The organism is Arachnia rubra (assembly GCF_019973735.1).
In the GTDB taxonomy this organism is placed as follows: Bacteria; Actinomycetota; Actinomycetes; order Propionibacteriales; family Propionibacteriaceae; genus Arachnia; species Arachnia rubra.
Genome location: NZ_AP024463.1, coordinates 1349306 through 1367611 on the forward strand (window position 1 = coordinate 1349306; position 18306 = coordinate 1367611).

The 18306-nt window shown below is 65.5% G+C and carries 15 protein-coding genes; 6 read left to right on the forward strand and 9 right to left on the reverse strand.

Features of this window, described 5'->3' with window-relative positions:
* Nucleotides 1–13: 13 nt before the first annotated feature.
* Together SK1NUM_RS06125 and SK1NUM_RS06130 are read right to left on the reverse strand one after the other, a co-directional pair.
* Nucleotides 14–718, reverse strand: a complete 705-nt coding sequence (locus SK1NUM_RS06125; protein WP_212326685.1) for an LppU/SCO3897 family protein — start codon at nucleotides 716–718, stop codon at nucleotides 14–16.
* A 140-nt stretch (nucleotides 719–858) separates the two neighbouring features.
* Nucleotides 859–1554, reverse strand: coding sequence for a maleylpyruvate isomerase family mycothiol-dependent enzyme (locus tag SK1NUM_RS06130; protein WP_212326687.1), 696 nt, complete (start codon nucleotides 1552–1554; stop codon nucleotides 859–861).
* Nucleotides 1555–1609: 55 nt separating this feature from the next.
* On the opposite strand from SK1NUM_RS06130, the gene uvrA reads away from it, so the two are divergent.
* Nucleotides 1610–4465: an excinuclease ABC subunit UvrA gene (uvrA, locus tag SK1NUM_RS06135; protein ID WP_317988075.1), complete on the forward strand. Its 2856-nt coding sequence runs from the start codon at nucleotides 1610–1612 to the stop codon at nucleotides 4463–4465.
* 10 nt (nucleotides 4466–4475) lie between these two features.
* Here the strand turns inward: uvrA and SK1NUM_RS06140 are convergent, their stop codons facing one another.
* Entirely contained in the window at nucleotides 4476–5081 is a 606-nt protein-coding gene (locus tag SK1NUM_RS06140) for a response regulator (protein WP_317988076.1), read from the reverse strand.
* A 50-nt stretch (nucleotides 5082–5131) separates the two neighbouring features.
* On the reverse strand, nucleotides 5132–5956 hold the full coding sequence (locus SK1NUM_RS06145; protein ID WP_212326689.1) for a sensor histidine kinase: 825 nt from the start codon (nucleotides 5954–5956) through the stop codon (nucleotides 5132–5134).
* A 131-nt stretch (nucleotides 5957–6087) separates the two neighbouring features.
* Between SK1NUM_RS06145 and SK1NUM_RS06150 the strand changes: the two genes are divergently transcribed.
* From SK1NUM_RS06150 to SK1NUM_RS06160, 3 genes are read left to right on the forward strand one after another with little or no spacing between them, the layout of a single operon-like run.
* Nucleotides 6088–6789: an ATP-binding cassette domain-containing protein gene (locus SK1NUM_RS06150; RefSeq protein ID WP_212326691.1), complete on the forward strand. Its 702-nt coding sequence runs from the start codon at nucleotides 6088–6090 to the stop codon at nucleotides 6787–6789.
* The gene (locus SK1NUM_RS06155; protein ID WP_212326699.1) at nucleotides 6786–7562 is read left to right on the forward strand and encodes a hypothetical protein; all 777 of its coding nucleotides are present in this window, start codon (nucleotides 6786–6788) and stop codon (nucleotides 7560–7562) included. Before SK1NUM_RS06150 ends, SK1NUM_RS06155 begins: the two co-directional genes overlap by 4 nt.
* Before the next feature lies 1 nt (nucleotide 7563).
* Nucleotides 7564–8211 carry a hypothetical protein gene (locus SK1NUM_RS06160; RefSeq protein WP_212326701.1) on the forward strand — a complete coding sequence of 216 codons (648 nt, stop codon included), beginning with the start codon at nucleotides 7564–7566 and terminating at the stop codon, nucleotides 8209–8211.
* 85 nt (nucleotides 8212–8296) lie between these two features.
* Here SK1NUM_RS06160 and SK1NUM_RS06165 read toward each other — a convergent pair whose 3' ends face one another.
* From SK1NUM_RS06165 to SK1NUM_RS06175, 3 genes are all read right to left on the reverse strand, one after another.
* Nucleotides 8297–9535: an ATP-binding protein gene (locus SK1NUM_RS06165; RefSeq protein WP_212326703.1), complete on the reverse strand. Its 1239-nt coding sequence runs from the start codon at nucleotides 9533–9535 to the stop codon at nucleotides 8297–8299.
* A 145-nt stretch (nucleotides 9536–9680) separates the two neighbouring features.
* The gene (locus SK1NUM_RS06170) at nucleotides 9681–12464 is read right to left on the reverse strand and encodes an FAD-binding and (Fe-S)-binding domain-containing protein (protein WP_212326705.1); all 2784 of its coding nucleotides are present in this window, start codon (nucleotides 12462–12464) and stop codon (nucleotides 9681–9683) included.
* The gene (locus tag SK1NUM_RS06175; RefSeq protein WP_212326707.1) at nucleotides 12461–12925 is read right to left on the reverse strand and encodes a MarR family winged helix-turn-helix transcriptional regulator; all 465 of its coding nucleotides are present in this window, start codon (nucleotides 12923–12925) and stop codon (nucleotides 12461–12463) included. Before SK1NUM_RS06175 ends, SK1NUM_RS06170 begins: the two co-directional genes overlap by 4 nt.
* A gap of 99 nt (nucleotides 12926–13024) precedes the next feature.
* On the opposite strand from SK1NUM_RS06175, the gene SK1NUM_RS06180 reads away from it, so the two are divergent.
* Complete coding sequence (locus SK1NUM_RS06180) at nucleotides 13025–14854, forward strand: AMP-dependent synthetase/ligase (protein WP_212326709.1); 1830 nt, start codon at nucleotides 13025–13027, stop codon at nucleotides 14852–14854.
* Between the two features lies 1 nt (nucleotide 14855).
* A complete protein-coding gene (locus SK1NUM_RS06185; protein WP_212326711.1) occupies nucleotides 14856–15704 on the forward strand; it encodes an acyl-CoA thioesterase in 849 nt (282 codons plus the stop codon).
* Between the two features lie 11 nt (nucleotides 15705–15715).
* Here the strand turns inward: SK1NUM_RS06185 and SK1NUM_RS06190 are convergent, their stop codons facing one another.
* Both SK1NUM_RS06190 and ahpF read right to left on the reverse strand, forming a co-directional pair.
* The gene (locus SK1NUM_RS06190; protein ID WP_212326713.1) at nucleotides 15716–16723 is read right to left on the reverse strand and encodes a LysR substrate-binding domain-containing protein; all 1008 of its coding nucleotides are present in this window, start codon (nucleotides 16721–16723) and stop codon (nucleotides 15716–15718) included.
* Nucleotides 16720–18306, reverse strand: a complete 1587-nt coding sequence (ahpF, locus tag SK1NUM_RS06195; protein WP_212327545.1) for an alkyl hydroperoxide reductase subunit F — start codon at nucleotides 18304–18306, stop codon at nucleotides 16720–16722. Before ahpF ends, SK1NUM_RS06190 begins: the two co-directional genes overlap by 4 nt.

The following is an 18306-nucleotide window of genomic DNA, read 5'->3' on the forward strand; positions in this document are numbered from 1 at the left end:
AGCCGATTATGCGTCAGGAATCACTTGGGGGAGCCAAGCAGTACGTGCGGGCAGGCGTGTCGTAGGAGAGAGGCAATTCATCGCTTTCGCAGGACGCATTTGCCTGATCGACACGCTTTGTCACCTTGACGTCTGCCGATCCGCACTCCGTCACAGCGAGAGGTGCAGTTTGGTTGCTGGTGTCGACTTTGTAACACACGCCTTGGTGCAGATTCCTTATGAGACAGGCCACCTTCTGGGTTTTGGTGCTCCGACCTGACCTGTTTGTTACCTCGTAGCTCACCATGTCGGAGGGGCAGGCGTCAGAGTTGTCTACGGTCTTGGCCACCTCGAAGGAGAACTGCGTCTTGTCTGAGCAATCCACCTCTTTGTGATCGGCTTTGTCTGCCGTGCCTGAGACAACGATGCATTTGCCTACCTGGAGGGCCTGGCTAGATTGAAACTGGCTCCACAAACCCCAGGCACCCAGTCCAAGGAACACGGCGGCCACGATGACCTTGATGACCGCGGCTGCATTATTATTTTTCTTCTTCGGCTGGTCGAAGCCTCCCTGCGCCATGTACGGCTGCTGTGGCTGGTTGGGATCGTATGGCTGGCCGGGATTGTAGGGCTGTTGTGCCTGGTTGGGGTCGTAGGGCTGGCCGGGGGTGTAAGGCTGCTGGCTTTGCGGATTATACGCCTGGTTGGGATCGTATGGCTGATTCGGAGGTTGCGTCATCTTTGTCCTTTACCGGGGAGAATCCTCATGGTGGGGCGGCCCCTACCCAGCAGGCCGCGGATCTTATCGATGACGTATCGAACGGGCTTGCCACAAGCTTTGTCAAGTCAGCGTAGGCCTTAGTTATTAGTGGTTGGCCTCTATCCCTGTCCGGGCTCTACGGGCGAGGACTGCAGTTCTTCCAGCTCGATGCCGCGGGCCAGCCAGGTGAGCAGCGCTGGCGCGGGACCCACTAAGCGGCGTGGGGGATTGGGGCCGTCGATGTGCAGCACCTGCTCGCGGGTGGTCTCGATGTCCAGGGAACCGGTTCCCCGGGCAAGGTAGGTGGCCTCGAAAGCCAGCAGGGGGGCGGCCACCTCGTCTGTGACCTCAAGGCTGGAGGCGTCTGGTTCCAGGTCGAAGCTATGCAGCACCAGTTCGCGTAGCCGTACGAGGGGAAGGTCGCGGATTGCGACCTTAAGGCCAGGGCGCAACTGGACATGACCCTCCCGGCCAGCCAGCTGGGTCAGGAGAGGATCCAGTTCGCCTGCGCTCGTGTCGAGTTCGATCTGGAGATGGAGGCCGTCGGTGATGGCGAGAAGTTCGCAGTCACGTCCCAGCCCCGAGTCGTAATGGCTGCCGGACGAACCTGCCAGCAGTTCCCGGCACACCTGTGCGAGGCTGCGGGCACCTTTGATCAGGTGCGCCGCAACATGGCTTCGGGTCCATCCCTGCAGCCGGGTGGGAGCGGCCCAGGCCTCGGGGGAATAGGAGATGGTACGTCCCAGGAGTGCGTGGGTCTGGTCCCGCACTGCCTGCAGGATGGAGTCGAAATGCTTGCCAGGGGCGCTCGGCATGCCGTCAAACCTATCAAAGGTGAATTGTCAGCGTGGCGGCATACCATGTGTGACCGTGACTGCTCGACCTGCCCAACGCGGAATCCTCGTACGCGGTGCCCGTGTTCACAACCTCAAGAACGTCTCCCTGGACCTGCCTAGGGACTCCCTGATCGTGTTCACTGGGCTGAGTGGATCGGGTAAGTCGTCGCTGGCCTTCGACACGATCTTCGCGGAGGGGCAGCGGCGCTACGTCGAGTCCCTGTCGGCCTATGCCAGGCAGTTCCTGGGGCAGATGGACAAACCGGACTGCGACTTCATCGAGGGGCTTTCGCCCGCGGTGTCCATCGACCAGAAATCTACCTCCCGGAATCCCCGCTCGACGGTCGGCACCATTACGGAGGTCTACGACTACCTGCGGCTGCTGTTCGCCCGCATCGGCATCCCGCACTGCCCGGAATGCGGGGTCGCCATCGGGAAGCAGAGCCCGCAGCAGATCGTCGACCGCCTGATGGGCATGGCCGAGGGCACACGCTTCCAGGTGCTCGCCCCCATCGTGCGTGGCCGCAAGGGTGAGTTCCAGGAGACCTTCCGGCAGCTCGTCGCCGACGGCTACGCCCGGGTGCGTGTCGACGGGAGGCTGTATTCGCTCACCGAGCCTCCGTCGCTCGACAAGAAACGTAAGCACGACGTGGACGTGGTGGTTGACAGGGTGGTCGTGAAGGCCTCCGCCAAACAGCGGATCACCGAGTCGGTGGAGGCCGCCCTGCAGCTGGCCCATGGCGTGGTTGGCGTGGAGTTCGTGGATCTTGAGGCGGATGATCCTGAGCGCGAGAAGCGTTTCTCGGAGAAACTCGGCTGCCCCAACGAGCATGATGTGGCCATCGATGAGCTGGAGCCCAGGCAGTTCTCGTTCAACGGGCCTTGGGGGGCCTGCTCTGAGTGTTCCGGGCTCGGCACCATGCTGGAGCCCGATCCTGAGCTCATCATCCCCGACGAGACCCTCAGCCTCGCTGACGGCGCCATGGCTCCCTGGAACACCCCCCATCTGAAGGGGCATTTCGAGCACGTCCTGGAGGCCCTGTCTGCTGAGTATGGCTTCGACATGCGCACCCCGTGGCAGGATTTGGCGGCCAAGCACCGGAAGGTGCTGCTGCACGGCGTCCCTGGGGCCGTGGTGGTGAGTTTCCGCAACCGGTTCGGGCGGACCAGGTCCTTCTCCCAGAAGTACGAGGGCATCCTGCCGTTCGTGCGCCGCCGCTACGCTGAGGCCGAGACCGACTCGGCGCGTGATCGCTGGGGCGGGTACATGCGGGAGATCGACTGCCATTCCTGTGGCGGTACCCGGCTGCGGCCCGAGACCCTGGGCGTCACCGTGGCGGGCAAGAACATCGCGGAGGTGGCTGACCTGTCCATCGGGGAGGCCTTCGAGTACCTGGATGCCCTGTCGCTGAACGAGCGGGAGGTGCGGATCGCGGAACGGGTGGTCAAGGAGATCCGGGAGCGGCTACGTTTCCTGCTGGACGTGGGGCTGGACTACCTGACGTTGTCCCGCGCCGCCGGGTCGCTGTCGGGTGGTGAGGCGCAGCGCATCCGCCTGGCGACGCAGATCGGCTCGGGACTGGTCGGGGTGCTTTATGTCCTGGACGAGCCCAGCATCGGCCTGCACCAGCGTGACAACCTGCGGCTGATCGAAACCCTTGAGCGGCTGCGTGACCTGGGGAACACGCTGATCGTCGTGGAGCACGACGAGGACACCGTCCGCGCTGCCGACTGGGTGGTGGACATCGGCCCGGGCGCCGGGGAATACGGCGGCGAGGTCGTGGTTTCGGGGCCCGTCGAAGATCTGCTGGCCAGTGAGGAGTCGATGACGGGGCGCTACCTGTCGGGGCAGCTCGCCATCGACGTGCCCACACTCAGGCGTCCCGGGAACGGCAACGCGGTCACTGTCGTCGGTGCCTCGGAGAACAACCTGCGGGACGTGGACGTCACATTCCCGCTGGGGCGGTTCATCGCGGTGACGGGGGTGTCCGGGTCCGGCAAGTCGTCGCTGGTCAACTCGATCCTCTACACTGCGGCGGCGAAACAGATCTACGGGGCGAAGGCCGTTCCCGGGAAGCACCGGAGGTTGAGGGGCCTGGAGCATCTGGACAAGGTGATCCAGGTGGACCAGTCGCCCATCGGACGTACCCCGCGATCCAATCCGGCCACCTACACCGGGGTTTTCGACAAGATCCGAGGACTATTTGCCACCACGCCGGAGGCGAAGGTTCGTGGCTATCTGCCCGGCCGGTTCTCCTTCAACGTCAAGGGCGGCCGCTGCGAGAACTGCTCTGGTGACGGCACCATCAAGATCGAGATGAACTTTCTTCCCGATGTCTACGTGCCCTGCGAGGTATGCCACGGGGCGCGCTACAACCGCGAAACCCTTGAGGTGCACTACAAGGGCAAGTCCATCTCCGAGGTGCTGGAGATGTCCATCACCGAGGGGGTGCGGTTCTTCGAATCAATCCCCGCGATAGCCCGGCATCTGAGGACCCTCGAGGAAGTCGGCCTCGGATACGTGCGTCTCGGACAACCCGCCACCACTCTCTCCGGTGGTGAGGCCCAGCGTGTGAAGCTCGCCGCGGAGCTGCAGAAACGCTCCACGGGCCGCACCCTCTATGTGCTTGACGAGCCCACCACGGGCCTGCACTTCGAGGACATCCGCAAGCTGCTGGCCGTGCTGCATCGTCTCGTGGATGCGGGAAACACCGTGGTGGTAATCGAGCACAACCTCGACGTCATCAAGGCTGCCGACTGGATCATCGACATGGGGCCGGGCGGCGGTTCCCGGGGTGGCGAGGTGGTGGCCACCGGCACACCCGAGGAGATCGCCCGGGCAGAGGGGTCGGCGACGGGTGAGTTCCTGGCTCCGCTGCTGGCGCTTTGAGACGCCTGGTTCAGCTGGGCGAGCCGGGGCTCACCAGACCGTTCTCGTAGGCGGCGATCACCAGCTGGGCGCGGTCGCGGGCCTGCAGTCTGCTCAGTAGCGCCGAGATGTGGGTTTTGCAGGTGGCGTGGCTGATGTGCAGTTCCTGTTCTATCTGCTCGTTCGACAACCCGCGGGCCACGAGCCGCAGGATCTGGGTCTGCCGTGGTGTCAGGCCTGCCACGTTCCCGCGCGGGGTCTCGGTAGGAAGCCAGCGTTCCACGAGGGTGGTCACTGCCGACGGGGCCAGCAGCGACTGGCCCGCCGCGACCGTGCGGACCGCATTGATGAGTGCATCCGGGGTGGCGTCCTTCAACAGGAAACCGGAGGCACCCGCCCGCAGTGCTCCGAAGACATACTCGTCCAGGCCGAACATCGTCAGCACCAGCACCCGGGTTTCGGCCAGGCGCGGGTCACGGGCGATGGAACGGGTCGCAGCGATCCCGTCCAGCTGCGGCATGCGGATGTCCATCAGCACGACATCAGGTGCCAGCTCGCGGGTGACCGACACGGCCTCGACACCGGTGGCAGCCTCCGCGACGACCCGGATGCCGGGCTGGTGGTCTAGAAGGTGCACCAGGGACTTGGCGCAGCAGCTGCTGGTCGTCGGCGATCACGACGCGGATCTCAGGCATCGGTAGGCTCTGGGTCTGGGAGCTCAGCCACGAGGCGGAAACCCGCGGGGGAGGAGCTGTGGCTGAGCTCCCCGCCCAGGGCGGCGACGCGTTCCTGAAGGCCCAGCAGGCCATGGCCCGCGCCGGGACGCGCCCGCCACCCCGGAACCGGGCCCTCGTCCGCCATAGTGAGGCAGAGCGTGTCCCCGTTGCGGGTCAGATCGATGCGGACCTTCGTGGGACCGGCATGCCTGGTCACGTTCGCCAGCCCCTCCTGGAGGATGCGGTGGACGGCCAGCGCCACCCCGTTGCTGTTGACAGCCACACTGGTTCCTGCGGCCTCAACCGTTAGCCCTGCCCGTTCGGCGGCTGTGATGCTCTCCTGCCAGTTTGGCGCTCCCGGAGCTGGTGACAGCGGCGGTGACTGGCTGGCGCGCAAGACCTGGAGCATCCGGCGCAGCTCCAGGGTGGTGGCCCGGCTGGCCTGCTCGATGTCACCGAGCGCAGCCATCAGACGGTCCGGTGAGGTGGCGTCCACGCTACGGGCCACGGCGGCCCGCACCGTGATCAGACCGAGGCCGTGGGACACCAGGTCGTGGAGGTCGCGGGCTATCGTCAGCCGCTCCGCCGCCACCGCAGCTGCCACCTGCTGGGCCTGCAGCTGCCTGGCCTGGCGGCGCTCCATGACCCGGGCCAGCCGCCAGATCCAGAGGACCCCGGCGGCTGCGAACAGCAGCGGCAGCAGCGCCATGGCGCTGGGGACATCCATGAGCACCGTGATCGCTAGGAAGCCGAGCAGTGTCAGAATGACCATCACCCAGGTGGTCAGCGAACGCATGTGGTGATGCTAGCCGCCAGCATCCCATCCGTCTTCAGCCCAGGGGCTGAGATCCTCTGGTCCTAGAGGCCACGGGACAATCACCACCAGGCCCGATGGACGCTGCGACCTGGTGCAGCAGCATTGCCGCCATGATCAGATTCGACAAGGTCTCCAAAACCCGTGGCGGCCGCCGGATACTCGAAGCGGTGAGCTTCGAGGCGCGTCCCGGACGGGTGACAGGATTCGTGGGGCCGAACGGCGCCGGCAAGTCATCGAGCCTACGCATCCTCCTCGGCCTGGACCGGGCTGCGGCGGGCAAAGCCACCATCGACGGCCGCGCGTACCGGGACCTCCATCACCCTCTGCGGCACGTCGGCTCCATGCTGGGCGGGGCCGCGGCGCACCCATCGCGCACCGCACGGGCCCATCTGCGCTGGGTGGCGGCCAGCAACGGCATCCCGGCCTCACGGGTGCCGCAGGTCCTCCAGGAGGTTGGGTTGGCGGCCGACGCCAATCGGCGGGTGGGCACCTATTCGCTGGGCATGGGGCAGCGACTCGGATTGGCGACCGCCCTGCTGGGGAAACCGGAGCGGTTGGTCCTCGACGAACCGGTCAACGGCCTCGACCCACAGGGTGTCAGGTGGATCCGCCAGCTGCTTCGCGCCCATGCCGATGCGGGAGGCACAGTGCTGCTCTCCAGTCATCTCATCGGCGAGCTCGCGGAGATCGTTGATGACGTGGTGGTGATAGCGGAGGGCAGGATCCGGGCCCAGGGCAGCATCGAGGACGTCCAGGCCGGGTATCCCAGCCTGGAGGAGGCCTTCTTTGCGCACGTGGAGGGCCGGGCATGAGAGGGGCGTTGCGCGCCGAGGCGCTGAAGCTGTACACACTCCCCGGAAGCTGGCTTGCCGTGTTCCTGGCGATGGTGGTCCCGGCACTCCTGGCGTGGCTAGATGCTTTCCAGGTCCGTCATGCCGTGGAGACCGGTGACCTCGGACCGCTGATCGATACGTCCACCACCGACTCCGGTTTCGCTTCTCTCATCCTGGCCCAGATCGGGTTCGTGGTGCTCGGCGTGCTCGCCACCTCCAGCGAATACGCCCGTAATGCCCAGGCTGTCGGGAGGGGCAGGCAGCTCACCACCAGCATGACCGCCGTGCCCCAGGGGACGATGCGGATGGTTGCGAAACTCGTGGTGCTCTTGCTGTCTGCCACCGTTCTCGCCATCGCCTCCACAGCGTCGACGCTGGCGATCTCACGCTGGGCGCTGGGAGAGCTGGCGACCGATCTGGGTGGGGCCCTGTGGTCCCGGTGCGCGGGAGTGGTGATGCTCCTCGTGGTGATGACCATGGTGGCGGCTGCCCTGGCGGAGCTCCTGCGTGGCGGGGCTCTGGCGCTGACGCTGCTGATCGTCAACTCCTCGGCGGTCTCGTTCACGTTCCTGCTCTCTAAGATCACGCCGCTGGCCCGCTACGCACCCGATCTGGCGCTGACGTCGTCCTTCATGACCGACACCGACATCCCGGATCCCCTGGAACCAGCCACTGGAATGCTGGTGGGGGCTGCCTGGGTGGTCGGCGCCATTGTCTTGACAGTGCTGGTGCATGCTCGAAGGGAGGCCTGAGATGGGGGTGATCACAGCGGAGTGGCGCAAGCTATGGCTTCCTGGTCTCTGGCTGGTGGCTGCGGTCACCACGGGCTGCTCCTGGCTGCTGGCGGCGATGATGTCAGGCCCTCGGGGAGCCGAGCAGACGCTGCAGCTGGTGCCGAGGTTCGCGGCGCTGGGGCTCATCCTGCTAGGCGTGATGGCGGCCACAGGAGAGTACGCCGGACGCCAGGTGTTAACCACCTGCGCCGCGATGCCCTGCCGCGCCCAAGTGGGGGTGGCCAAGCTGGCGACGGCCGCGGGTGCCCTCCTGGCAGCCGCCCTGGTGGCCGTGCTGGGACTGTGGCTGCTGGCCGGCGCGGGGGAGTGGAGACTGCCCGGAGCGGCGGCCTACCTGGTGGCGATGGGACTGCTCGGCTACGCCATCGGGCTGGTACTGCGTCAGCTGGTGCCGGCCCTCACCACAGCGCTGGTCTTCCTTGTGGTCCTACCACCCATGCTGCTGCCCTACACCCGGCTGGCCAGCTGGCTCCCAGGGGCCGCCGGAGCCGACCTGTTCGCGGCCAGCCCAGAACATCCCGTCATGCAGTCCGCCACCGCCCTGGCCGGGTGGGTGGCGCTGCTATGGCTGACCGCCCTGGTGACCTGGGCGAGACGCGATGCCTGATCTCCCGCCGGCCTCTGACGTGAGTCACGAGGATTACCCGTAGAATCCCATGCCATACCTGCGCATTGGATTGCGGTGAATATTATCAGTGTTCCCAGAGAGCTGAGACTGGCATTCCCCAGAAACCAGGCCCCATGCCTACATTCTGGGGATATAGACTCAAGACAATGCCACCTCGGCAGCGGTCACCGAGTCTCTCCTTGAGCTTCTTCAGGTGCTTGAAATGGTCAGTGCGCAGCGTCTGTGTCGCCTTTACCTCGATTCCCCATACACTTTCATCCGACATTTCGACGATGATGTCGATCTCGCTTCCCAGGGAGTCGCGATAATGCCCCAGGGTGAAATCGGATTCCGACCACCCCTGTTGTTTCATCAGTTCGGTCGCCACGAAGCTCTCCAGCAATCCCCCTATGTGAGGACTTGTCGTGCTGGCGAGGCGCTCTGATGTCGTCCCCAGAAGGTGTGAGGCCAAGCCGACGTCCCTGATGCCTGCCTTTGGCTTTCCTGTGACCCGTTTCAAGGAGTTATTGGTCCAGGGGGGCAGGAGGTAAATCATGTAGAGACGTTGAAGCGCATCCAGGTAGAGGTTGGCGGTGGAGGCCGGAAGCTCGGCTTGTGAAGCCAGGTGAGACTTGACGAGTTCTCCTCCCTGGTTTGCGGCAATCACGTCGAGGATGCTGGCCAGGCGCTCAGGCTGGTTCGTTGCAATCGTGTCACGGGCGTCGCGTTGAACTATTTGACTCATATAGGAGCTAAACCACAGGCGGCGAGAGCGTGCGCTGAGATCCTGCACCTCTGGGAAACCTCCCCGGATAAGTATTCCAGCGTAGTCAGGCCTGCTTAATGCTGAGTTTTTGCTGTGTCCTGGGCCAACGGTTTCCAGATGTGTGATGAAATCATCCTGTTTGCGGCGCAGCTCGCCTTGTGAAAATCCCTCGAGATTCATCAGGATGGCCCGGCCAGCCAGGGAGTCGGGGGTCCTTTCCAGGCGTAACAGATCGGCGGAGCCGGTCAGGAGGAAACGACCTGGGCGACGGTCCCTATCGATGCTGGCCTTTATCTCCAGTAGAAGCTCTGGACATCTCTGCAGCTCATCGATCACCAGAGTTTCTGTTCCACCAGAGGTGATGAAGCCAACAGGATCTTCCAAGGCACTGTTCAGGGTGGCCGTATCGTCCAAGGTCATATACCTGGCCTGCGGCAGGTCCAGCAGGTGAGTGAGTGTTGACTTCCCGACCTGACGGGCGCCAAGCAGCATCATCGCTGGGAATGTGCCCATGACCTCGCCGGCGATTGGTCCCAGGTGACGATCTCGCAACTCCATGGGAAGATCCTAGCTGGAGCATTGTGATTCTGCAGCAATTTCATTGTGATTCTGCAGCAATTTCATTGTGGTTCTGCAGCAGTTTGGTTGTGATTCTGCAGCAGTTTGGTTGTGGTTTTGCACTACTTCCATTGTGGTTCTGCAGTCAGCGGGCGGCGGGTGGGTAGGTGGCGAATAGCTCGGCGAGGCTCATTGAGTCGCGGCCTGCCAGGCCTTTCAGCTGGGTCTGGCAGCTGAAGCCGTCGGCCAGCACGATGGCCTCCGGATGGGCCTCGACCGCGGGTCCCAGGTCGTGCTCGAAGACCTTGACGCTCACTTCGTGGTGTCCGATCTCGACGCCGAAGTTGCCAGCCAGGCCACAGCAGCCACCCACCTGCACCAGATCGGCCCCGGTCGCCTTCACCAGGGCCTGGTCGGCCTGCCAGCCGATCACGGAGGCGTGATGGCAGTGGGGCTGGGCGACGATGGTGTGCCCGCTCAGATCGGGGGGCTGGAGGTCCGGGTCCTGGGTCAGGAATTCCGCCAGCGTCAGGACCTTTCCCCTCAGCGCCTTCACATTCTCGTCCTGGGGCAGCAGCTCGGGGGCGTCGGAGCGCCACACGCTGGTGCAACTCGGCTCAACCCCGATGATGGGGATCCCGCCGGCAACGAACGGCGCCAGCACGGCGGCCGCGTGCCGGAGCTGGCGGCGGGCGCCGTCGAGCTGCCCCGTCGAGATCCACGTCAGGCCGCAGCATGCCCGTTCGTCCAGGACCTGGGGCTCGTAGCCGAGCCGGGCCAGGACCTGCACCATCGCCGCGAAGGACCCCGACTCGAAGCAGTCGCTGAACGAGTCCACCCAGATCAGGACAGGCCCCTTGGAGCCGCCCGTGGGCAGAGGAGTGCGGCGACGGGCCGACCGCGATGCGAACCGGGGGATCTGACGCCTGCCATCGACCCCGGCAGCCCATTTCATGACCGCCCCGAGCCCTGGTGCGGCGCCCACGATATTGATTAGCGGCCCGATGCCGGGGATCTTCGTGATGAGCCGTCCCCAGCGCGGCAGCCAGCCCAGCGAGTAGTGGTTGCGGGGCCGCAGCCGTCCCTTGAGACGCTCGTAGGTGACACGTGCTTTGTAGGCGGCCATGTCGATGCCGGTGGGGCAGTCGCGGGAGCATCCCTTGCACGACAGGCACAAGTCGAGAGCCTCGGCCACCTCCGGGGATCGCCATCCGCCGGTGATGAGGGAGCCGTTGACCATCTCCTGCAACGCTCTGGCTCGGCCCCGGGTGGAGTCCTTCTCGTCGCGGGTGGCCTGGTAGCTGGGGCACATCACGCCGCCGGCTGCGGTGGTGTTGGACAGGCATTTCCCGACCCCGGAGCACTGGTGCACCTGGGTCACGAACGCGGGATCTGCCACATTGAGCGGAGAGACGGTGGCAGCCACCATCCGGAGGTTCGCGTCCGTGGGAGCGGGGTCGACCAGCACCCCGGGGTTGAGGAGGTTCTCGGGGTCGAACAGATGCTTGACCTCGCCGAACAGCCTCAGCGCCTCGGGGGAGTACATCCTGGGGAGCAGCTCCGAGCGGGCGCGCCCGTCACCGTGCTCTCCGGACATCGACCCGCCGTGCGAGGCCACCAGCTCGGCCGCCTCCAGCATGAAGGCGCGGTACCGGGCCTGGCCGTCTGGGGCCTCGAAGGGAAAGTCGATGCGGGCATGGACGCAGCCGTCGCCGAAGTGGCCGTAGGGCATCGAGTGCAGGCCATGCCGCGCCAGGAGGGACTCGAAGTCGCGCAGGTAGTCGCCCAGGTGCTCTGGGGGAACCGCCGCATCCTCCCAGCTGCCGTAGGCGGGTTTGTCCAGCGACACCCCCGCCAGGCCGGCCCCGTCCGCTCGTAGTTTCCACAGCGACGTGGCCTGTGCCTGATCCTCGACGATCCATCCCGCGTCCGTGGCGGCCTCAGCCAGCAGGGCTTCGGCGCGGGCGTGGACCTCGGCCGGATCCTCGCCGGCCAGTTCGACGAACATCCAGCCTTCGCCGTCCGGCAGCCGCCCGACGGAACCGGTTCCGCGTTTGCGGATCACGACATCGACGATGCGGCGGTCCAGTCCCTCGCAGGCCGTGGGCCGGAATTTCAGCAGGCGGGAGATGTCGTCGCCGGCGCGGTCCATCGACGGATAGCCGAGCGCCACCATCAGGCGATGCGGCGGATCGGGGGTCAGGCGCACCGTGGCGCGGGTGATGATCCCGAGGGTGCCCTCGGTACCTGCGAAGAACTTCGCCACGTTGAAGCGTCTCTCGGGCAGCAGATGCTCCATGGAGTAGCCGGAGACCTGGCGTGAGAACCGGCCGAACTGGGTCCGGATCACACCCAGGTTCGCCATCACCAGGGAACGCAGCTCCGGGAAGTCGTCGTGGCCCAGGACCCGCAGCTGGCCGTGGCCGTCGATGATCTCCAGCTCCACCACGTTGTCAGACATGCGGCCATAGCCCAGCGCCCGCGGTCCACAGGCGTTGTTCCCGATCATCCCGCCGACGGTGCACCTCGACGAGGTGGACGGGTCGGGGCCGAGCCTCAGCCCATGGGGTGCAGCCGCCCGCTGCAATTTCTCCTGGACCACCCCAGGGTCGATCACAGCGGTGCGGGTTTCCTCGTCGATGACGTGGATGTGGTTCAGGTGTTTGGCGACGTCTATCACGAGGCCTTCCCCGACGGCGTTGCCTGCACAGGAAGTCCCCGCGCCACGCACCGTGACCGGTAGGCGGCAGGCCAGGGCAGCACGCGCCACCGCGATCAGCTGATCGCGGTCCTCGGGGTATGCCACCAGCAGAGGTGGCACCCGGTACAGGGAGGCGTCGGAGGAATAGATGGCGCGGGTGAGCGTCGAATCATCCAGTAAGCGGGTTAAGTCACCTAGTCGGTCACGAAACTGCTTGACTGGATTCACGAACGTTCATCGTAATCAGGGACAGCCAGGATGGCAGCGCAGGCCCGGCCCAGAGCCTCTAGATCATCGGGTTCAACAGCGTCAATCAGAATCCGCCGCACCGCGGCCACATGCCCGGGGGCGACCTGCGCCAGGAAATTTATGCCCGCGGATGTAAGCGAGGCTAATACTCCGCGACCGTCGTCGGCGCAGTTCGTGCGTTCTGCGTGCCCCCTGACTTCGAGACGTTTGACGGTGTGCGTTAAGCGGGAGCGAGACTGGCTGACTGCGTGTGCCAGCTCGCTCATACGTAATTGCTTCCCCGGCGCCTCGGAGAGGGTGACGAGTATCTCGTATTCAGCCAGATCAAGGCCATCAAGCCGAAGATCGGCATCGAGGTAGCTCTGTATGCGATGAGTAGCTCGCAGCCAGGAACGCCAGATTTGCTGTTGATCATCATCTAACCATTGGACCTCGGTCACTTCGCAATCCTAACCAGACAGGGGGTCCAGCGTCGCAAAATTGTGGAATAGACCCTGGTGTTCGGTTAGGCTCGCAGCGCCATGTCTCGAGGAGTATCGATGAGTCTTCAGGAAGAACTGCTCAGCTTCGCCAGCTCGGTGGGTGACATGTTCCGGCGTAGAGTTGCCAAGACGCCCAACAGCCTGGCTTTCCTTGATCCGGATCGCGCACCGCAGGGGCCCAACCAGTGGTCCCGCTACACGTGGGCGGAGTCTCGGGTTCTGGTGGACCAGCTGGCTGCGGGTCTGCTTGCCCGGGGACTGGCCCGGGAACAGCGGGTGGGCATCATCTCCAGCACGCGGCTCGAATGGATTCTGATGGATCTCGCGGTGGCCTGCGCAGCGGGCGCCACCACGACGGTCTACCCCAACACAGCTGCTGGGGATGTGGACTTCATCCTGGGCGATTCCGGGACCTGCATCGCCGTGGTCGAGGATGCTTCACAACTGGCGAAGGTGAACGCGAGCCCGTTCCTGGCCAAGACCATCCACACGATCGTCGTCATCGACGCCAGCGGGGTGGAGCTGAACGACCGGGTCATCTCCTACACGCAGCTGCAACGCCTGGGCGCGGAACTCCTGGACCAGAACCCCGGCATCGTCGACGAGGCCATCGCCACCACCGGCCACGAAACCCTCTCTACCCTCATCTACACCTCCGGGACGACAGGCCAGCCGAAAGGGGTCCGGCTCAATCACGCATCCTGGATCTACGAGGGGGCAGGGACGAAGCACTGGGAGATCATCGACGAATCCGACCTCCAGTACCTGTGGCTCCCGCTCAGCCACGTCTTCGGCAAGGCGCTCATCGCCTGCCAGATCGCATACGGCTTCGCCTCGGCCGTCGACGGGCGCATCGACCGGATCGTCGAAGGCCTGGGAGAGGTCAAACCCACGTTCATGTGCGGCGCCCCACGCATCTTCGAGAAGGTGAGGGCTGCCGTGATGACCAGCAGCTCCGGCCTGAAGGACCACGTCGCCCGCTGGGCCTTCGCCGTCGGCCGTGACTCCCGCAGCTACCGGCTCGCGGGTCGCCCCATGCCCGGGTTCCTGGCGATCAAGTACCGGCTGGCCGACGCCCTCGTGTTCTCTAAACTGAAGGCGAGGCTGGGAGGGCGCATGAAGTTCATGATCTCGGGCTCGGCGAAGCTCTCCGCTCAAGTGCAGGAGTGGTTCTACTCCGCCGGGCTGCTGATCGTGGAGGGGTACGGGTCCACCGAGACCTCCGCGATCGCTTTCCTGAACCTGCCCACGGAACCATGTTTCGGCTCGGTCGGGAGGGTGATGCCCGGGATCGAGACCATGATCGCGGATGACGGCGAGGTGTTGTTGCGGGGGCCCATCATCACGCCTGGATATCACAACCTGCCGGACATCACAGCCGAGGCGTTCACCGACGGCTGGTACCACACGGGAGACCTGGGAGAGTTCGATGCCAGGGGCAACCTGACTATCACCGATCGCAAGAAGGACCTGTTCAAGACCTCCGGCGGCAAGTACATCGCGCCGCAGAAGGTGGAGGCGGCGATCACCGCGAACATCCCCTACATCTCCCAGGCCATCGCGGTTGGTGATGGGCGCAAATACTGTTCCGCCCTCCTGGTCCTCGATCCGGCGCTGCTGCGAATCTGGGCTGAGAAACGCCAGCTGGGCCACCTGAGCTATGCGGAGCTCAGCCAGCGTCCTGAGATCCGCGCATCGATCGAGAAGCAGATGGTGAAGGCGAATTCCCGGCTTGAGCGCTGGGAGACCGTGAAGCGATTCGCGATCCTCGACCATGAGCTGACGGTCGGCAACGATGGCGTGACCCCGAACATGAAGATCCGTCGTGCGGCGGTGACAGATCGTTACGCCGACATCGTCGACTCACTCTACGACACCGAGGAGTGACATGTTCCGCACCACGATTGCGCTGCGCTGGTCCGACGTCGACGCCCAAGGGCATGTCAACAACGCTGTGGTGGCTGACTACCTGCAGGAGGTGCGGGTTGCCTTCTTCCGGTCCGGGCCCTGCACCGAGCTGCTCGACGCCGGGGTTGTGGTGGTCGGGCACCAGATCCGCTACCTGGCTCCGATCACCTATTCAGACGCCGGCATCGGCGCCGAGATCGTGGTCTCCCGCCTGGGGGGAGCCCGGTTCGACGTGGCTTATTCGTTGTTCCAGGACGCCACAAGGGTGGTGGAGGCCAGGACGGTGCTGTGCCCATTCGACTTCGAGTCCCAGGTGCCCACCCGCCTGGCCCTGACCGACCGGGAATGGCTAGCCACCCATCAGGCTGAGGCGCAGCCCCTGCAGCCCCTCGAGGTGCCGGACCTCGGCCGGAGCGGATCCGTGACGCCTTGCCCGGTGCGCTGGTCCGATCTGGACTCCTACGGACACGTCAACAATGTGAAGGTCCTCGACTACCTGATGCAGGCGCGCATCACCGTCACCACCTCATGGAGCCCCGGCATGGCGCGCTCCGGAACCCCAGGAGCCCAGCTGAACTGGCTCATCGCCCGGCAGGACGTCGACTACGTCAACCAGATTCCCCACCGGCTGGCGCCGTACGCGGTGCGCACCGCCCCGGCAGCCCTCGGCCGCACATCGGTGACCCTCACCGCTGAGATCTTCAATCCCGACGACGGCACCCCCTTTGCCCGTGGCCGCACCATCCTGGTCGCCGCGGACCAGGCCGGGAAGCCCATCGAGCTGCCAGAGCAGGTCAGGCAGGACCTCACGGAGCGGCTGATTAGCTGATCCGCGGCATATCAACGCTCCGGGGTCTCATCCACAGGCTCCCACAGCGGCTGAAGCAGGGGAGCCCCGGGCAGGGAGAGCGCCTCTGACGGGGCCGCGTCGTCCTGCGCTGGTTGCCCCGCCGGTACCAGCGCCTGCGCGAGCTTTTCAAGGGTCGCTGCGCGCGGCGAGGTGTGAGGCCAGGCCAGGGCGATGTCCCGGCTGGGTGCGGGAGGGTCGATCCGGCGCAGGGCCAGGTCGTGAGACGAAGGGACGGGGGGTAGGACCGTCATGGCCGGGAGCAGCGTGATGCCACCGCCTGAGGCGATCATGTGCCGCATGGACTCTAGGCTGGTGGCGCGGTAGTCTTGCCTCAGGCAGACCCCATGCTCGTCCGCCCACCGCTGCACCTGCCCGCCCAGGCAGTGCCCCTCGTCTAGGACCAGCAGCTCGTGTTCCGCGACGCGGGCCGGCGGGATGCAAGACGCCTCGCCTGGGCCGGCCCCGGTGACAGCGGCCAGGGGATGTCCTGCGGGCGCCGCCAGGACGAACTCCTCACGGAACAGGGGACGCGTCTCCAGGCGCGGGTCAGTGACGGGCATGGCGATGAGGACCGCATCCAGCTGGCCAGCCTGCAGCATCGTAACCAGCAGCTGGGTCTTCTCCTCGGTGAGCAGCAGCTGGAGATCCGGGAGGTGCCGCCGGACCTGCGGGAGGATATACGGCAACAGATAGGGGCCCAGGGTGGGGAAGACACCCAGCCGCAGCTCTGTCAGTGTGCCCGTTGCCTCCTGGGCGATCACGTGGATCGCTTCGGCGCTGGCCAGGGTCTTGCGCGCCTGCTCAGCCACCCGCTGCCCGACCGGGGTCAGCACGAGAGGCGAGGAGATACGGTCGACCAGGATGACGCCGAGCTCTTCTTCGAGTTTGCGGATCTGTACGGACAGGGTCGGCTGCGAGACCCCGCAGGCGGCGGCCGCTGCGCGGAAACTCCGCTGCCCGGCCACCGCCACGAGGTACTCAAGGTCCCGCAGATTCATGCATGGACAGTAGCAGCGGGTGTGGTCTCGCCCGTCTTGCCTGAGCGGATCAGGTGATCGAAAGCGGACAGCGCCGCAGTTGCCCCTGAACCCATGGAGATGACGATCTGCTTGTACGGGGTGTCCGAACAGTCCCCAGCGGAGAACACCCCAGGTAGCGAGGTAGCGCCGCGCATATCAGTGACGATCTCACCAGCCCGGTTGCGCTCGATCACGCCGTCCAACCAGTCAGTGTCGGGCAACAGGCCGATCTGAACGAAGACCCCCTCCACCTCCAGCCGGCGCACCTGCCCTGAGGAGCGGTCCTCGACGTCAAGACCCGTCACCTGGGAGCCATCGCCGGTGACTTCCGTCACGCGAGCCGACGTCACGACATCGACGTTGGGCAGGGAACGAAGGCTCTCCACCAGCACGGCATCGGCTTTGAGATCGTCGAGAAACTCTACGACCGTCACGTGTGATGCCACCCCCGCCAGGTCGATGGCTGCCTCAATCCCCGAGTTACCGCCGCCAATCACCGCGACCGGCCTGCCCTTGAACAGGGGGCCGTCACAATGCGGGCAGAAGGTCACACCCTTGTTCCGGTATTCCTCCTCGCCGGGCACCCCCATGGTGCGGTAGTGGGCTCCCGTGGCCAGGACGACACTGCGTGAGCGCAGCGTCCCGCCACCCTCGAAGCCGACCTCGATCAGGCCATCCTCGCCCCCTGGGCGCAGCGCCGAGGCCTTCACGCCTGTCGTGATATCCACATCGTGGGAGCGCACGTGCTCCTCCAGGGCGGCGCCGAGCCGTGGCCCCTCGGTGCGGGGCACCGAGATGAAGTTCTCGATCGCCATGGTGTCGAGCACCTGGCCGCCGAACCGGGCAGCCACGAGGCCGGTGCGCAAAGCCTTGCGAGCGGCATAGATCGCAGCGGTGGCGCCCGCAGGACCGCCGCCCACGACCAGGACGTCGAAGGGGTCCTTGGCATCGAGGGAGCCGGCGATTCGTGCTCCCGCCCCCGCGTCCAGGCGGGCGACGAAGTCCTCGACGTCCATGCGGCCCTGCCCGAAGAGTTCCCCATCCTTGTAGACGGTGGGGACCGCCCGGATGCCCCGCGCCTCCACTTCCTCCTGGAAGGTGCCGCCCTCGACCGCCACGTGACGGATCCTTGGGTTGATGACGCTCATGGTGTTGAGCGCCTGCACCACGGTGGGGCAGTTCTGACAGGTCAGGGACATGTAGGTGACGAACTTCCCACCCTCCAGTCCCCGGACCGCCGCAGCGGTCTCCTCATCCAGGCGGGGGTGGTGCCCACCGACCTGGACGAGGGCAAGTACCAGCGAGGCGAACTCGTGTCCCATCGGCAGGCCGGCGAAACGCACCGAGACCTCGGTTCCCGCTCGCCGCACCGCGAAGGACGGGGTGCGCTCGTCGGGCTCGCTTGTGACGGTCACCAGGGGGCTGAGCGCCGCGATCTCGTCGAGCAGGTCACGTGTCTTCGCAGAGGCAGCTGAGTCGTCGAGGGAGGCGGCAAGCTCGATAGGCAGCGAGACGAGCTCCAGGTATTTCCTGAGCTGTGCAGTTGCGTTGGCATCCAGCAC

Excerpts from the sequence above, each read along its gene's own strand:
- SK1NUM_RS06125 (WP_212326685.1), bottom strand. The coding sequence starts at position 718 with ATGACGCAACCTCCGAATCAGCCATACGATCCCAACCAGGCGTATAAT.
- SK1NUM_RS06130 (WP_212326687.1), bottom strand. The coding sequence starts at position 1,554 with ATGCCGAGCGCCCCTGGCAAGCATTTCGACTCCATCCTGCAGGCAGTG.
- SK1NUM_RS06145 (WP_212326689.1), bottom strand. The coding sequence starts at position 5,956 with ATGCGTTCGCTGACCACCTGGGTGATGGTCATTCTGACACTGCTCGGC.
- SK1NUM_RS06150 (WP_212326691.1), top strand. The coding sequence starts at position 6,088 with ATGATCAGATTCGACAAGGTCTCCAAAACCCGTGGCGGCCGCCGGATA.
- SK1NUM_RS06155 (WP_212326699.1), top strand. The coding sequence starts at position 6,786 with ATGAGAGGGGCGTTGCGCGCCGAGGCGCTGAAGCTGTACACACTCCCC.
- SK1NUM_RS06160 (WP_212326701.1), top strand. The coding sequence starts at position 7,564 with ATGGGGGTGATCACAGCGGAGTGGCGCAAGCTATGGCTTCCTGGTCTC.
- SK1NUM_RS06165 (WP_212326703.1), bottom strand. The coding sequence starts at position 9,535 with ATGGAGTTGCGAGATCGTCACCTGGGACCAATCGCCGGCGAGGTCATG.
- SK1NUM_RS06180 (WP_212326709.1), top strand. The coding sequence starts at position 13,025 with ATGAGTCTTCAGGAAGAACTGCTCAGCTTCGCCAGCTCGGTGGGTGAC.
- SK1NUM_RS06185 (WP_212326711.1), top strand. The coding sequence starts at position 14,856 with ATGTTCCGCACCACGATTGCGCTGCGCTGGTCCGACGTCGACGCCCAA.
- SK1NUM_RS06190 (WP_212326713.1), bottom strand. The coding sequence starts at position 16,723 with ATGAATCTGCGGGACCTTGAGTACCTCGTGGCGGTGGCCGGGCAGCGG.